The organism is Bradyrhizobium aeschynomenes, assembly GCF_013178945.1.
GTDB classification, from domain to species: Bacteria; Pseudomonadota; Alphaproteobacteria; order Rhizobiales; family Xanthobacteraceae; genus Bradyrhizobium; species Bradyrhizobium aeschynomenes.
The window spans coordinates 395,199-409,510 of sequence record NZ_JABFDM010000001.1 but is presented as its reverse complement, the minus strand read 5'-3'; the positions used below and the strand labels follow the sequence as shown (position 1 = coordinate 409,510).

Below are 14,312 nucleotides of genomic sequence, written 5' to 3'. Positions count from 1 at the left end.
GGTCACCGGATCGTCTTGATGGATTGAATCTGCGGCGTGCCGCTCGCGGCCTGCGTCAGCGTGCGGATGATGGCGCGGCGGGCGAGCGGGACCTTGAAGGCGTTGTGGGCGACGTGCTTGGCATCCTTGAGCAGGATGTCGGCGGCCCGGCCGAACGCCTCGTGCCCGGGGGCCTGCCCGCGCAGCGCGTTTTCTGCGGCCTCGTTGCGCCACGGCTTGTGCGCGACGCCGCCGAGCGCCAGACGCGCCTCGCCGATGCGTCCGCCGTCGAGCTCCAGCGCGGCCGCGACGGAGACCAGGGCAAACGCGTAGGAGAGACGATCGCGAAGCTTGAGATAGCTGTGGTTGGCGGCGAAGCCTTGCGGCGGCAGCACGACGGCAAGGATGATCTCGTCGGCCCGCAGCGTGTTGTCGAGGTCGGGACGGTCGCCGGGCAGGCGATGGAAATCGGCGAACGGAATCGCGCGCTCGCCCTGCGCACCCGTCACCTGCACGGTGGCATTCAGCGCGGCCAGCGCCACGCACATGTCGGAGGGATGCGTCGCGATGCAATCGGCGCTGGCGCCCAGAATCGCATGATTGCGGTTGAGGCCGCCGGTCGCAGAGCAGCCCGCTCCGGGCGTCCGCTTGTTGCAGGGCGTCGCGACATCGTAGAAATAGGCGCAGCGCGTCCGCTGCAGCAGGTTGCCGCCGGTCGAGGCCATGTTGCGCAGCTGCGCCGAGGCGCCGGCGAGGATCGCGCTCGCCAGCAACGGGTAGCGACTCTCGATGAGCGAGTGATAGGCCAGCGTGCTGTTCGGCACGAGCGCGCCGATCCTCACGCCACCTGCGCTGGTTTCTTCCACGGCGGTCAGCGGCAGGCGACTGATGTCGATCAGCCGGCGCGGCTGCTCGACGTGATACTTCATCAGGTCGATCAGGTTGGTGCCGCCGGCGATGAATTTCGCGTGGGGCGTCGCCGCCTTCATCTTCACAGCCTCAGCGACGTCGCAGGCGCGGACGTAATCGAAATTGTTCATCGGCCGCCTCCCATGGCCTGCTCGATCGCGCCGACGATGTTCGGATAGGCACCGCAACGGCAGATGTTGCCGCTCATCAGCTCGCGGATCTCCTCCCTCGTCTTCGCCTTGCCCTCGGCGATCAGGCCGGCGGCCGAGCAGATCTGGCCCGGCGTGCAATATCCGCATTGGAAGGCATCGTGATCGATGAAGGCCTGCTGCAGCGGATGCAGCTCGTCGCCCTTGGCGAGGCCCTCGATGGTGGTGATCTCCGCGCCGTCCTTCATCACCGCAAGCGTCAGACATGACAGTGCGCGGCGGCCATCGATCAGCACCGTGCAGGCGCCGCATTGACCGTGGTCGCAGCCCTTCTTGGTGCCGGTGAGATCGAGATGATTGCGCAGGAGGTCGAGCAGCGTGGTCCAGGGCGCCACCGACAGCGTGCGGCTTTCCCCATTGATCCGCAAGGTGACGGACAGCGGGGCAGGCTTGGTGAGAGGTGCGGCACTCTCGCGCGACGGGCTCATGCGGGGTCTCCGTTGACGGACCCGCATCAACCCGCAATGGCGCGATTGGTTCTCAGCAATTTTCGGGCGGCGGACAGCGGCAACCGCCAAAAGTCGCGCGGGAGGGCCCGCCGCCTGCCCGTATCCATCGACGTCGAATAAGGCTCAGGCGGCGCGGCCGAGCCAGGCCCGCATCTTCTGCGCCAGACTGCGCCGGCCACCGCCATCCGGCGCGTCCGTGGCGGTTGTGGCGCCGTCCTGCAACTCAGCCTCCAAGTCGGGACGCGGCGTGTCGGGATGCGGCGTGGCCTCGCTCTGACGGTTGCCCTCGGCGGCCGGCTCCGAGGGTGCGGGCACCAGGGATTTGATCGCGGCCGCCACGGCCTCGATGCGTTCGAGATCAGCCGGCACGCGCTCCGTTGGCGGCGCGACCACGGGCTCCGCGTCCGACAGCGGCGCGACCATCTCGGAAGCACCGGACTCCGGGCGATCCAGCTGGGACGTTGCATCGAGCGCGGGCTCGCGTGCGATCTCCGGGATCGCCTCCGGCTCGGCCGCAGCAGGCCGCACTGCCGGCAGCTCCGACGGGGCGGGCTGCGCCACGCGGCCGCGGCGCCGCTTGGCCGTCGCGGGCTTTTCGGCCGGTGCCTTTTCCACCGTCGCTCTTTCGATCACCGGCTTGTCGTCTGCGGCCTGCTCGATCGCGGGCTTTTCAACGGCTGCCTTGGGCTCCAGCGCCGGCTTGGCCTTGGCCTTGCGGATCAGTCCGGCAAGCGCGTAGGGGCCGACCGTTTCCAGGAACGTCCTCTCGTGATCGCGCGACAGCCGCTCGACCGCGGCATCGAGCGTCAGCCAGTCGACGGCGCGGACGTCGTCCATCAGCGGCTGCGTCTGCGTGCCGATCGCTTCCATCCGCCAATAGTGCACGACCTTGGAGCGGGTGCCGGTGTCATGGACCAGGGTGCCGAGGAATTCATGCACCGTCACCTTGTGACCGGTCTCCTCCAGCACCTCGCGCTTGGCAGCATCGCGCGGCGTCTCGCCGTCGTCGAGCTTGCCCTTCGGCAGCACCCATTCGTCGCGCTTGCGCAGGCGCACGACCGCGATCCGCGGCGGTTGCTCCCGCCGCAGCACGATGCCACCTGCCGCCATGATCGGCGCTCTCGCCATCACCTCTCCCACACCACGGGGTTGCAGCCCGTTGATTCGCCAGTTCAACGCCAGGATATGGCGGCGCGCAACGGCGAAATCGAGATGTCGGTGGTGCCGATGTCACATTCAACCGGCGGCGACGCGCCTGCGCCACAGTGGCTGGCCGGCGCGGATGCGTGCGCCCTCCGCGACGTCAGGGCAGAACGTGAAGTCGCCGGGCGCGAGCAGGATGATGGTCGAGCCGTGCTCGAACCAGCCGAGCTCGTCGCCCTTGCGCACGCTCTCGTTACAGCTGTAGGCGAGCGGCCGCTCGGTCTGCGCGTTCAATACGCGGTCGAGCGCATGCAGGCGGATGCTCGCGACAAGGATCGCGGCGACCGGGACGATGGTGAGCGGCTCGCCGGTTGCGAGACGGGTGCGGATCACGGCGCGCTCGTTCTTGCAGAACAGCCGCTCGACGCGCTTCAGCGCGATCGGATTGACGTTCCAGACGTCGCCATGGATCAGGCTGACATGCTCGAGCGTCATGTCCGCCGGCGCATGGAAGCGGTGATACATGCTCGACGTCAGCCGGATCGTGACGAAGCTGCCGTTGCGATGGGTCTCGACCACGGCGGGATCGGCGACCAGCTCCTTCAGAGAATAAGGCGCACCCTTGATCTGATAGAGCTCGCCGTCCCTGATCGTACCGTGCGCGCCGATGATGCCGTCGGACGGCGTAGTCACGATGGCGGGATCGGGATCGAACGGCCTTAGGCCCGGCTTCAGCTCGCGGGTGAAGCAGGCGTGCAGGCTCTTGAAGTGGCTCTCCTTCGCCTCGGACAGGTCGAGATCGGAGAACAGCTTCCACAGCGCGATCGAGGCATCCCTGACCAGCGGATTCTCGATTCTGGAGAACCAGCCCATGAAGCGGGTCAGCGCGGCGCGCGGCACGCGGTTGGTGAACAGGAAGTTGAGATCTTCCTGTTGGGTGAAGGCGGCGATCAGGCTTTTGACTGTCATGAATCTGTCAGCAGGTGGGGTTAGCGCTTTTGGACATGATGGAAACCTCGATTCCTTATGTATCGCTCGCCGTTGGCGCTGCCGTGACGGCCGCCGTCGCACCGAAGGTCAAGGCCCGCATCGAACTGTCGCGCGCCAAGCACCGCTCGCTGGCCGGCCATTCCAAGATGTCGCGCCGGATCTCCAAGCTGATCCCGCGCTATGAGTTCGACATCGACGAGTTCTTCCGTTCCGACGGCGCGCCGCCCGACGTCGCGACCCGGCGTCAGGACGGCTTCTTCCGGCTCGGCGCGCTGTTCCAGGAGAAGTTCGCCAAGAGCCGCGCGCTGACGGCGGAGGCCGCAAGCCGGATCTCCGATTTGCAGTTCACGCAGGCCTACCGGGTGCCGTTCCAGTACAGCAAGCTGGTCAAGGAGCAGCTCGGCGCCGGCTCGTTCATGCAGTCCTCGTCGGGTGTGACGGTCACCGATCTCGACGGCAACCAGTTCTACGACCTGACCGGCTCCTACGGCGTCAACATCTTCGGCTACGACTTCTACAAGGAGTGCATCGCCGCCGCCGAGCGGCGCGCGCAGGCGCTCGGCCCGGTGCTCGGGCTGTACCATCCGGTCGTGGCCGACAATGTGAGGCGGCTGACGGAATTGTCCGGCATGGACGAGGTCTCGTTCCACATGTCCGGCACCGAGGCGGTGATGCAGGCGGTGCGGCTCGCCCGCTATCATACCGGCCGCAGTCATCTGGTGCGCTTCGCAGGCGCCTATCACGGCTGGTGGGGCGACGTGCAGCCCGGCGTCGGCAATCCGATCGCGCCGCACGAGACCTACACCCTGGCCGAAATGTCGGAGCGGACCTTGCACGTGCTGCGCACCCGGCGCGACATCGCCTGCGTGCTGGTCAACCCGCTGCAGGCGCTGCATCCGAACGGCAACGCGCCCGGGGATTCCGCGCTGGTCGATTCCTCGCGCAAGGGCCGTTACGACCGCGCGGCCTACACGGCCTGGCTGAAGCGGCTGCGCGAGGTCTGCACGGAGCGCGGCATCGTGCTCTTGTTCGACGAGGTGTTCCTCGGCTTCCGGCTCGCGCCCGGCGGCGCGCAGGAGTATTTCGGCATCACAGCCGACATGGTGACCTACGGCAAGAGCCTCGGCGGCGGGCTGCCGATCGGCGTGGTCTGCGGCAAGCGCGAGTTCATGCGCCGCTTCCGCGACGACCGCCCGGCCGACATCTGCTTCGCGCGCGGCACCTTCAATTCGCACCCCTACGTGATGACGGCGATGGACGAGTTCCTGAGCCGGCTCGACAGCCCGAACTTCCGCGCCATCTATGACGGGCTCGACGACAGCTGGAACGGCCGCGCCGCAAGGCTCAACGCGGAACTCACCGCCAAGGACCTGCCGGTGCGGGTGTCCAACATGCAGTCGATCTGGCTGGTCGAGTACACCGTGCCGTCGCGCTACAATTGGATGCTGCAATATTATCTGCGCGCCGAGGGTCTCGCCCTGAGCTGGGTCGGCACCGGCCGCTTCATCTTCAGCCTTAACTACACCGACGCCGATTTCACCGAGGTGACCAGGCGTATCGTCGCGGCTGCCGAGAAGATGAAGCAGGACGGCTGGTGGTGGAACGACGGCACCCTCACCAACAAGGCGATCAAGCGCCGGATCCTGAAGGAAATGCTCGGCGCCGTGGTCGGGCGCTGACGGCGCTGCCACCCTCCCCTGGAGGGGGAGGGTCGCCTTACGGGGCGCGCAGCCGCATGTAAGGCGGGGTGGGGTGATCCCTTCACGCAGTTCAGTGCCCGTGGAGAGATCGCCCCACCCCGACGCCCGCTGGGCGCGCGTCGACCCTCCCCCTCCAGGGGAGGGTGGCACTGCCGCCTTGGCCTCGCGCGCGATTGATCTCACTTGAATGTCCCCACAAACACCGATGCCCGGGACTGGCCCGGGCATCGCTTCACTTTGGGCGTCGAACCAGCTCAGGCGTGCTGCTCTTCGAGGCCCTCGCCCATCAGATCCAGACCCGGATCGATCAGCTCGCCGCGCAGCAGCGCGATCGGGGCCTTGCGGTACAGCATGAAATCGTTGAACGGGTCGGTGATGATCTTCGTCATCCAGACGAGGCCGGTCTCGACGTCGCGGATGAAGAACAGGTGGATGGTGCGGAACAGCAGGCCGCCGACGCCGATCACGAGCCAGAGCTTGGCGGTCTCGCGGGCGAAATCCATCGCCGACGTCCAGGGCGTGAGGAAGCCGAAGAACGACGGCTGCAGATAGAGGACGACCGGCGCGGCGGCCCAGATCGACATCAGCACGACCTTGCGCTGCAGATTGTAGCCGACCTTGATCTCCTCCTTGTGCTCGTGCGTCGCCTGGTTGACGTGGTCGTAGCCCTTCGGCTCGAAGAAGAAGTGCCCCGCCTGGCGCGAGGTCATCGACACCAGCCAGCCGATCAGCGCCGAGATCAAGGGATCGAACACCATCATCACATAGGCGATCATGAAGCTGACCGCGCTGACGAAGTGCAGGCTCTGATTGATGCGGCTGTGGTGATAGTAGCGATGGTCGTCCCAGCGCTGGATGCGCAGCTGCTCCAGGAAATGCTTGATCATGGTTGCTCCGAGGACTGAGTTGCAAGGCGTGTACGGGGATTCGATGTAGGCGATGTGACAACATCGACTTGTCACATCGCTGGACACACGAACGCGGGACTTGAGAGACTGCCGGAACGTCACCGCGGCATCAGGCCGCGGCGGCGGGCTCCATCTTTCGGAAGCGGACCAGCGAGAAATGGCCGAGCGGCGGGATCAGCCGGCGCTCGATCAGCTCCATGCGCTGCGCGCCCGCGAGCCAGCGCATGTAGCGCGACCAGCCGAATTCGGCGGTACGGAAGCCGAGCCGGCGCACCACCGGCTGCAAGGCCTGCTCGATCACCCGGCGCATGCCGTCATCGGCACTCACGCGGGTCAGGATGATCAGCTCGCCGCCTGGACGCAGCACGCGGGCGAACTCGTCGAGCGCGACCTCCGGGTTCGGCACGGCAGTGACGACATATTGCGCCATCACGACGTCGAAGGAATCATCCGGGAAGTCGAGATTCTCGGCATCCATCACCGCGAGCCCCTCGACGTTCTTCAGCCGCTGCTCGGCGACGCGCCGCATCGCCTTGCCGAGCATCGCCTCTGAGATGTCGGTGCCGAACACGCGCACATGCGGCGCATAGAGCGGCAGCGAGATGCCGGTGCCGACGCCGACCTCGAGCACGCGCCCGCCGAGCTTGTTGGTGGCTGATATCGCAGCCTTGCGGCCCTTCTCGAACACGCCGCCGAACACGAGGTCGTAGACCGGCGCCCAGCGGTCATAGGCCTGCTCGACCTGCTCGCGGTCGAAGTCGAGCTCCCGCGCACCGTCGAGCTTCATGGTTTCTGCCATCGTAACATCTCACTACGTTTGGAATGGATGGGGGTCACGCAAGGTTCAGCCGCGCACCGCGCTCTGCCCGGCCAGTACCGGCGTCGGACGCACGACGCGCGACGGCTGCAGCACGGCGAGGTTGCCGATGAACTGGCGCGCGCTGTTCTCCCAGGAGCGGTCGAGCGCGAACGCCCGGCAGGTCTCGCGCGACATCGTCAGCGCCTTCAGGCAGGCCGCGCGCAGATCCCAATCGATCGCGCCGATCGGATGGTCGGCGATGACGTCGAGCGGCCCGGTGACAGGAAACGCCGCGACCGGCGTGCCGCAGGCGAGCGATTCGAGCTGAACCACGCCGAACGTATCGGTCAGGCTCGGAAACACGAAGACGTCGGCCGCCGCCATGTGCGCGGTCAGGTCCTTGCCCTTCTTCTCGCCGAGGAAATGCGCAGTCGGGAAGCGGCGCTCCAGCTCCGCCTTCGCCGGGCCGTCGCCGACCACGACCTTCGAGCCCGGCAGATCCAGCGACAGGAACGCATCGAGGTTCTTTTCGACCGCGACGCGTCCGACGGACAGGAAGATCGGCCGCGGCAGATCGAGCACAGCAGGTTCGTCGGGATTGAACAGATTGGTATCGACGCCGCGCGTCCAGAAGCCGAGCTTCTTGAAGCCGCGCCCCGCGAGCTCCTGCCGCAGCGAATTGGTCGCGACCATCGTCATCGCGGCGGCGTCGTGGAAGCGACGCATCACCCAATAGCCGACGGCATCGGGAATACCGGTGCGCACGGAGACGTACTCCGGAAAGCGCGTCGTGTAGGACGTCGTGAACGGCAGGCCATGGCGCAGGCAGTAGCGCCGCACCGCCCAGCCGATCGTGCCTTCCGTCGCGATATGGATGGCGTCGGGCGCCGCCGCCTCGATGCGGCGGGCGATCTCGCCCGCCCTGGTGATCGCCAGCCGCAGGCCCGGATAGGTCGGCACACCGACCGATGAGAAGCCCTCCGGCGTGAGGAAGGTGATGTCGGCGCCGAGGCCTGCGGCTGCGCGCGACAACGATGTCAGCGTGCGCACCACGCCATTGACCTGCGGGTGCCAGGCGTCAGTTGCGATTAAGATCCGCATAAGGCGATCCGGAAAGTTGCAGCGATTCTGAACGGCCGCAAATTCCGACATTGTTATTTCAGGCGTGTGACGTCATCGAACTGTCGAAGGCTGTTTTTGTCGTCATCCGCCATTTTCCCAGCGAGTCATCGGAGGGACGCGGCACGGGCCTGTCGCGAAACCGTCATGAAACAATCGGTTAAAGCCACGAAACCGTTTTGCACCGGGCGCGCAAACGCACCGAAACTTTTCTCCCCTATGAGTTGCAGATCGAGGCGCCGCTCGAAGCGCCAAGCATGATGACAGGCAACCGATTTCAGATCCGCCGGCGGAGACGATGGCGGCGAGAGCATTCAAACAGGGGACGTCCATGTTCGCGTCAGGCACAGTCCGTTCGCAATCCAAATTTCTTCTCGGCGCGCTCGTCGCCTGCGTCTTCGCGGCCGCAGCCCCGGCGAAGGCCGCGCCCCCGGCACCGCTGCCGTTCCCGTTCCTGCTGCCGCCGGTCGCGAGCTATGAGCCGCCCGGGTTGGCGCCGCAGACCATCAATCCGCGCGAGGACGAGGCCAGCGCCTATGAGTTGCCGGCGCGGTTGCGCCGCCAGGTCGTGAGCTACGCGACCCGTGAGGCGCCGGGCACGGTCGTGATCGACACGCCCAACAAGTATTTGTACTACGTGCTCGGCAACGGCCAGGCCATGCGCTACGGCATCGGTGTCGGCCGCGACGGCTTCACCTGGTCGGGCGTGCAGTCGGTCACGAAGAAGGCCGAATGGCCGGATTGGACCCCGCCGCCGGAGATGATCGCCCGCCAGCCCTATCTGCCGCGCCACATGGCCGGCGGACCCGGCAATCCGCTCGGCGCCCGCGCGATGTATCTCGGCGGCACGGTCTATCGCATCCACGGCACCAACGCGCCCGAGACGATCGGCACGCATGTTTCGTCGGGCTGCATCCGCCTGACCAATCAGGACGTCATCGACCTGTATTCGCGCGTCAATGTCGGGGCCAAGGTGATCGTGCTGCCGATGGAGCGCCGCGCGGATCTCGGCCGCGTCACGCGCTGAGCCCTCACCTTCCCATTTCCCGATCCTCCCTGACTGGACCGCCGCGGCGCTGAGCCCCGGCGGTCACTTCTTTGCGCGCCCTGCTCCATTCACCATCACGGCCGATTGATGGCTGCCTGCTGCATTGGCCACTCTGGCGCGCCTCCGTCCGGCCCTGTAAGCTCGGCAATCTCGCATTAACCGCGATCTCGCCCGCTACCGGCATCAGCCGGCGTCGTGGCAGCTGGAGTCCGTGGATCCGACATGAACCTTCCGACGCCGCGACCGGATTGGCAGAGCAGGCCTCATCCGCTCGCTCCGAAAACGCAGCGGCGGCAGCGGCGCTCGCCGCCGCGGCTGCGGTTGATCCTGATCGGCGCCGCGGGCCTCGCCGCCATCGTGCTGATCGGCATCATCGTCGCGGAAGTGTTTCTGTTCTCGGGGAGCACGCCGGCCCCACAGCTCGCCGCGTTGCCGCCACTGCCGCCGGCGACGCGCAACTCGATCATCATGGCGCCGGTCTCGATCTCGCTCGCCGCGATTCGTGACGCCGCCGAAAAGGCCACGCCGCGCAACTTCTCCGGCAAGGCCGACAATCCCGTGGCCCAAGTGCTGCAGAACGCCGACATCGGCTGGACCGTCACGCGCGGCGCCATCGCCGCGACCGGCAGCCAGGACACGCTGTCGCTGGCCACGCCGCTGTCGGGGCGGCTCAACGTCACCGGCGCGTTGTCGGCGAAGGCGACCGGCGCGCTCGGCGACGCCATCGGCGGCCTGCTCGGCTCGGATGCGGCCAAGCAGATCGGCGGCATCAACATCAAGAACCTGAATGCCACCGCCGACATCAAGGGCAATGTCCTGATCGCGATGCGGCCGCGCCTGGCCGCATCCTGGTACGTCGAGCCGAACTTCTCGGCCCAGGTCAATCTCGGCGACACCGCACTCACGGTCGCCGGCGCCCGGGTCAACGTGCCCGCTCAGATGAAGCCGGTGATCGACAAGACCGTCAATGACCAGCTCAACGTGCTCAGCGAGCGGATCCGCAAGGATCCGACGATCAGGCGCACCGCCCAGGCGCAATGGGCTCGCGCCTGCCGCTCGGTGCCGCTTCAGGGCACCGCTCCGGGATTGCCGGCCGTCTGGCTGGAGGTCAAGCCGACGCGGGCGCTCGCCGCGCAGCCCGTGATCGATGCCAATGCCGCCAGCATCACGATGGGGATCGAGGCGGAAACCAGGGTGACCGCGGCGGAGACCAAGCCGGTGTGCCCGTTCCCCGAGAAGATCACGATCATTCCGCCGACGGCCGGCGGCATCAACGTCGCAGTTCCGATCGACGTGCCCTTCACTGAGCTCAACAAGCTCGTCGATTCGCAGCTCGCCGGACGCACCTTCCCCGAGGATGGCTCCGGCCCGGTCGCAGTGACGGTCAAGCATGCAACCGTCGTCCCCTCGGGGAACCGGCTGCTGATCTCGCTGCAGGTCAAGGGCAAGGAGAAGGAAAGCTTCTTCGGCTTCGGCGCCGACGCGACCGTGCACATCTGGGGCCGCCCGATGGTGGATCAGGCGCAGCAGATCCTGCGCCTCTCCGACCTGCAGCTCGCCGTCGAATCGGATGCCGCCTTCGGCCTGCTCGGCGCCGCCGCGCGTGCCGCAGTTCCGCATCTGCAACGCGCCCTGCTGGAACGATCGGTGGTCGATCTCAAGCCGTTCGCCGACAATGTCCGGGAGAAGATCGCAAACGCGATCGCCGAGCTGCAAAAGAACGAGAACGGCATCCGCGTCGATACCGACGTCAACAATCTGGCCCTGACCGACATCGCCTTCGACGCCAGCACGCTGCGCGTGATCGCGACGGCGGAAGGCACGCTGTCGGTTCGCGTCAATTCACTGCCGGGACTTTGAGGTTGCTGATCCGATCCATGCGCAAACTGCAGCATTGCTTGGTAGTCTGGTGCAGCCGAACTACCTTAGCACCGCTCCGGCAGCACCAAGCTCGACGCGCCCACGCGGAAGCCGTAACACCTGTCTGGACGGCTTCCAGTCCTTGCCGGACGTTGTCGCCAGGAAACATTCCGTAACAAAAAAATTCGCAAAACGCCGCGATTCTAGGTCACTTGTCGGTATGGCCCAGACACAACCACACATCCTTGTCGTCGAGGACGACCGCGAGACGCGAACGCTGATCGCGAAATATCTGCGCAACAATTCCTGCAACGTGACGACCGCGACCGACGGCCGCGAGATGACCCGGATCATGGGTGATCATCGCATCGACCTTTTGATCCTCGATGTGATGCTGCCCGGCGAGGACGGCTTGACCTTGTGCCGCAAGCTGCGCGCGGAATCGCAGGTGCCGATCATCATGCTGACCGCGCGCGGCGAGGACGTCGACCGCATCCTCGGCCTCGAAATGGGCGCCGACGACTATCTGCCGAAGCCGTTCAATCCGCGCGAGCTGCTCGCCCGCATCAATGCGGTGCTGCGCCGGCAGGCGGCGGCGATGACCGCGAGCGCCACCGAAGGCGCGACCGCGCTGAGCTTCCTCGGCTGGAAGATCGACTTCCGCCTGCGCGAGCTGCGCAATCCCGAGGGCGCCCGCGTCGCCATGACCAGCGCCGAGTTCGATCTGCTCCGCACCTTCTGCGAACGGCCGGGCCGGGTGCTGTCGCGCGACAGCCTGCTCGACCTGACGCAGGGCCGCAGCGCCGGCTCGTTCGAGCGCTCGATCGACGTCCTGGTCAGCCGCATCCGTCGCAAGATCGAGCCGGATCCGCAGGAGGCGACGATGATCAAGACCGTGCGTTCCGGCGGCTACATGTTCACGCCCGTCGTCGAAGTGGTGACTGCGCCGCAGAGCCATTGATCGGCCGGGCGCGGATAGCGGTGTCATGATGTCGTTCGGCTTTTTCAGCCTGAAGGGAATCCGCGGCCAGATCACCGCACTGGTGGCCATCTCGATCGTGGCGCTGCACGCCATCATCACCGCCGCGTTCCTGATCCATCGTGCCGACCAGCCCGAGGGCGGGGTCGAAGCGGGACCGTTCCAGCTCGCGGCCGTCGTCCACGTCATCGGCCGCGCGCCGGCGGCCGAGCGACCGCGACTGATGGAGGACATCTCCCGCGCCTATCCCGAATTCGACATCAGGCCGCATTCCGGGCCCTCGCCGGACGCCGGACCGCGTACCGAGGAGCAGGCTCCGCCACCCCGCAGCAATCTCGACGCTCGGGCGAATGTCGGCGGCTTTCGCGGTCTCGGGCCGGGCTATCGCGTCTTCATGCCACAGCGATCCGGCGACAATCGCATCATCTTCGCCCTGCCCGACAGTTCCATGGTTTCGGCCAAGATGACGGCCCCCCCGCGCCGTCCGCCGTTCTGGGGAGCGCCGTGGCTGACGACGATCATGTTCGCTCTGATCAGCACCACGCTGCTGGGCCTGTGGGCGGCGCGCGCGCTGACCGCGCCACTCTCCGGCTTTGCCAAGGCCGCGGAAACCTTCAGCCTCGACGGCGACGCGCCGGCCTTGCCTGAGCGCGGACCGGAGGAGATCCGCGCTCTGGCGCGGGCGCTGAACCGGATGCGCCAGCGCATCACCGCGCTGATCAACGACCGCACCAAGATGCTCGCGGCCATCAGTCACGACCTGCGCACGCCGCTGACCCGCATGCGGCTACGCTGCGAGTTCGTCGAGGACGAGTTGCAGCGCAGCCGCATGCTGGCGGATCTCGATCAGATGCATACGATGCTGGGCTCGGTGCTGTCATTCCTGCGCAACGGCCGCAAGCTCGAGCCGATGACCCTGGTCGATATCGCCAGCATCCTGCAGCTCGTCACCGACCAGTTCGCCGATGTCGGCCACAACGTCAGCTATGTCGGGCCAACGCGTGCGATGGCGACCGTGCGGCCGGACGACGTGATGCGCTCGGTCACCAACCTGGTCGAAAACGCCGCCAAATACGGCAAGGAAGTCATCGTCCGGCTGACGGTGTCCGGCAAGCGCCTGAGGATCGATGTCGAGGATGATGGACCGGGCATCGCCGATGCCCGCAAGTCCGACATGCTGGAGCCGTTCGTGCGCGGCGACGACGCCCGCAACATGGACGAGGCCACCGGCTTCGGGCTCGGGCTGTCGATCGCGAAGGCGATCGCTCTGGCCCATGGCGGAGAGCTGTCGCTGCACGACCGCAAGCCGTGCGGGCTGATCGCGCGCATCGAGCTGCCGCTCAGCCAGACCACGCTGCGTCCTGCGGCGTGACGCACGAACGCGCCCGGAACGATCCGGGCGCGCCGCGTGAAAGGTCGGCTCTACGTCGATGACGCGGGTTACTCCGAGTACTTGAACTCGGGCATCGCCTTCAGCTGATCCTTGGTCGAGTTGATCATCGCGTGGTCGGGGTACCAGCGGCTCTTCGACGAGCTCATCGAGGAAGAGGACGAGGTGCCGGTGGCGGCGCCGGTCGTCGTGGTGGAGGCCGGCGGGGTTGTCGCCGAGGTCGTGCCGGACGCCGGAGCGTTGGCGGCAGTGGTCGACTGAACCGGCTGGTCCGAGAACTTGATCTGGTCGAACGAAACGGCGACGAGGTGCTCGCCCATGCCGAGGAAGCCGCCGACGCCGATCACGACACCCTTGACCGCGCCGCTCTTGTCGACGAGCAGATCATCGATCGAGCCGACGTTCTCGTTGTTGTTGTTGTACACCTTGACGCCGACCAGCTTCGAGCTGCGCCAGTCACCCTGATAGGACGCTGCAGTCGTGCTGGCCGAAGTCGTGGTGCTGGTGGTCGTGGTGGTGCTCTCCGCAGCAAAGGCGGCGGTCGCGAGCAACAGGGAACCGGCAAGGCCGGCCGCAACAGTCTTCATCACCATGTGGTGTCTCCTCTTCGTGAATGGTGACGAGAGAACTGCAGCCGGCAGTCGGCGTTCCCACGGAACTACGATTTCGTCGCGCGGCGCGACAAGCGGCCCCAGTGCGACACGGCAGTGCGCATTTGTAACATTGAGATCAATGCGAACCCGTTACCACGACGACGGTCTGCTCCCTCCCGTTCTCGCGGGAAGAGAGAGCAGACCGTCATCGTGGTGAACAGGTCGGGGTGGTGGACA

General features: G+C 66.6%; 13 protein-coding genes. 5 read left to right on the top strand and 8 right to left on the bottom strand.

Features of this window, described 5'->3' with window-relative positions; translation table 11 throughout:
• Positions 1 to 2: 2 nt before the first annotated feature.
• From HL666_RS01820 to asd, 4 genes are all read right to left on the bottom strand, one after another.
• The gene (locus HL666_RS01820) at positions 3 to 1,019 is read right to left on the bottom strand and encodes an FAD binding domain-containing protein (protein WP_172179586.1); all 1,017 of its coding nucleotides are present in this window, start codon (positions 1,017 to 1,019) and stop codon (positions 3 to 5) included.
• The gene (locus HL666_RS01815; RefSeq protein ID WP_172179585.1) at positions 1,016 to 1,525 is read right to left on the bottom strand and encodes a (2Fe-2S)-binding protein; all 510 of its coding nucleotides are present in this window, start codon (positions 1,523 to 1,525) and stop codon (positions 1,016 to 1,018) included. Before HL666_RS01815 ends, HL666_RS01820 begins: the two co-directional genes overlap by 4 nt.
• A gap of 144 nt (positions 1,526 to 1,669) precedes the next feature.
• Positions 1,670 to 2,674, bottom strand: coding sequence for an NUDIX hydrolase (locus HL666_RS01810; RefSeq protein WP_172179584.1), 1,005 nt, complete (start codon positions 2,672 to 2,674; stop codon positions 1,670 to 1,672).
• 108 nt (positions 2,675 to 2,782) lie between these two features.
• Entirely contained in the window at positions 2,783 to 3,658 is an 876-nt protein-coding gene (gene asd, locus HL666_RS01805; RefSeq protein WP_172111075.1) for an archaetidylserine decarboxylase, read from the bottom strand.
• A 38-nt stretch (positions 3,659 to 3,696) separates the two neighbouring features.
• Here asd and HL666_RS01800 point away from each other — a divergent pair, with 38 nt between their 5' ends.
• Entirely contained in the window at positions 3,697 to 5,358 is a 1,662-nt protein-coding gene (locus HL666_RS01800) for an aminotransferase class III-fold pyridoxal phosphate-dependent enzyme (RefSeq protein ID WP_172180171.1), read from the top strand.
• Positions 5,359 to 5,633: 275 nt separating this feature from the next.
• Here the strand turns inward: HL666_RS01800 and HL666_RS01795 are convergent, their stop codons facing one another.
• The 3 genes from HL666_RS01795 to HL666_RS01785 all read right to left on the bottom strand — a co-directional run bounded on the left by HL666_RS01795 (position 5,634) and on the right by HL666_RS01785 (position 8,187).
• Positions 5,634 to 6,266 (bottom strand): hypothetical protein, encoded by a 633-nt coding sequence (locus HL666_RS01795; protein ID WP_172131671.1) that lies wholly within the window; start codon positions 6,264 to 6,266, stop codon positions 5,634 to 5,636.
• A 130-nt stretch (positions 6,267 to 6,396) separates the two neighbouring features.
• Entirely contained in the window at positions 6,397 to 7,086 is a 690-nt protein-coding gene (locus tag HL666_RS01790) for a class I SAM-dependent methyltransferase (protein ID WP_172111077.1), read from the bottom strand.
• A 45-nt stretch (positions 7,087 to 7,131) separates the two neighbouring features.
• The gene (locus HL666_RS01785) at positions 7,132 to 8,187 is read right to left on the bottom strand and encodes a glycosyltransferase family 4 protein (protein ID WP_172179583.1); all 1,056 of its coding nucleotides are present in this window, start codon (positions 8,185 to 8,187) and stop codon (positions 7,132 to 7,134) included.
• A 349-nt stretch (positions 8,188 to 8,536) separates the two neighbouring features.
• On the opposite strand from HL666_RS01785, the gene HL666_RS01780 reads away from it, so the two are divergent.
• From HL666_RS01780 to HL666_RS01765, 4 genes are all read left to right on the top strand, one after another.
• Complete coding sequence (locus HL666_RS01780; RefSeq protein ID WP_172179582.1) at positions 8,537 to 9,232, top strand: L,D-transpeptidase; 696 nt, start codon at positions 8,537 to 8,539, stop codon at positions 9,230 to 9,232.
• A 243-nt stretch (positions 9,233 to 9,475) separates the two neighbouring features.
• Positions 9,476 to 11,113: a DUF4403 family protein gene (locus tag HL666_RS01775; RefSeq protein WP_172179581.1), complete on the top strand. Its 1,638-nt coding sequence runs from the start codon at positions 9,476 to 9,478 to the stop codon at positions 11,111 to 11,113.
• A gap of 220 nt (positions 11,114 to 11,333) precedes the next feature.
• Positions 11,334 to 12,074, top strand: coding sequence for a response regulator (locus HL666_RS01770; RefSeq protein ID WP_172111081.1), 741 nt, complete (start codon positions 11,334 to 11,336; stop codon positions 12,072 to 12,074).
• 25 nt (positions 12,075 to 12,099) lie between these two features.
• The gene (locus HL666_RS01765; RefSeq protein WP_172179580.1) at positions 12,100 to 13,464 is read left to right on the top strand and encodes an ATP-binding protein; all 1,365 of its coding nucleotides are present in this window, start codon (positions 12,100 to 12,102) and stop codon (positions 13,462 to 13,464) included.
• 68 nt (positions 13,465 to 13,532) lie between these two features.
• Here HL666_RS01765 and HL666_RS01760 read toward each other — a convergent pair whose 3' ends face one another.
• On the bottom strand, positions 13,533 to 14,075 hold the full coding sequence (locus HL666_RS01760) for a PRC-barrel domain-containing protein (protein ID WP_172111083.1): 543 nt from the start codon (positions 14,073 to 14,075) through the stop codon (positions 13,533 to 13,535).
• Positions 14,076 to 14,312: the final 237 nt, after the last annotated feature.

Bases quoted from the DNA above. Each gene is read 5' to 3' on its own strand.
- HL666_RS01820 (WP_172179586.1), bottom strand. From the start codon at position 1,019: ATGAACAATTTCGATTACGTCCGCGCCTGCGACGTCGCTGAGGCTGTG.
- HL666_RS01815 (WP_172179585.1), bottom strand. From the start codon at position 1,525: ATGAGCCCGTCGCGCGAGAGTGCCGCACCTCTCACCAAGCCTGCCCCG.
- HL666_RS01810 (WP_172179584.1), bottom strand. From the start codon at position 2,674: ATGGCGAGAGCGCCGATCATGGCGGCAGGTGGCATCGTGCTGCGGCGG.
- asd (WP_172111075.1), bottom strand. From the start codon at position 3,658: ATGACAGTCAAAAGCCTGATCGCCGCCTTCACCCAACAGGAAGATCTC.
- HL666_RS01800 (WP_172180171.1), top strand. From the start codon at position 3,697: ATGGAAACCTCGATTCCTTATGTATCGCTCGCCGTTGGCGCTGCCGTG.
- HL666_RS01795 (WP_172131671.1), bottom strand. From the start codon at position 6,266: ATGATCAAGCATTTCCTGGAGCAGCTGCGCATCCAGCGCTGGGACGAC.
- HL666_RS01790 (WP_172111077.1), bottom strand. From the start codon at position 7,086: ATGGCAGAAACCATGAAGCTCGACGGTGCGCGGGAGCTCGACTTCGAC.
- HL666_RS01785 (WP_172179583.1), bottom strand. From the start codon at position 8,187: ATGCGGATCTTAATCGCAACTGACGCCTGGCACCCGCAGGTCAATGGC.
- HL666_RS01780 (WP_172179582.1), top strand. From the start codon at position 8,537: ATGTTCGCGTCAGGCACAGTCCGTTCGCAATCCAAATTTCTTCTCGGC.
- HL666_RS01775 (WP_172179581.1), top strand. From the start codon at position 9,476: ATGAACCTTCCGACGCCGCGACCGGATTGGCAGAGCAGGCCTCATCCG.
- HL666_RS01770 (WP_172111081.1), top strand. From the start codon at position 11,334: ATGGCCCAGACACAACCACACATCCTTGTCGTCGAGGACGACCGCGAG.
- HL666_RS01765 (WP_172179580.1), top strand. From the start codon at position 12,100: ATGATGTCGTTCGGCTTTTTCAGCCTGAAGGGAATCCGCGGCCAGATC.
- HL666_RS01760 (WP_172111083.1), bottom strand. From the start codon at position 14,075: ATGGTGATGAAGACTGTTGCGGCCGGCCTTGCCGGTTCCCTGTTGCTC.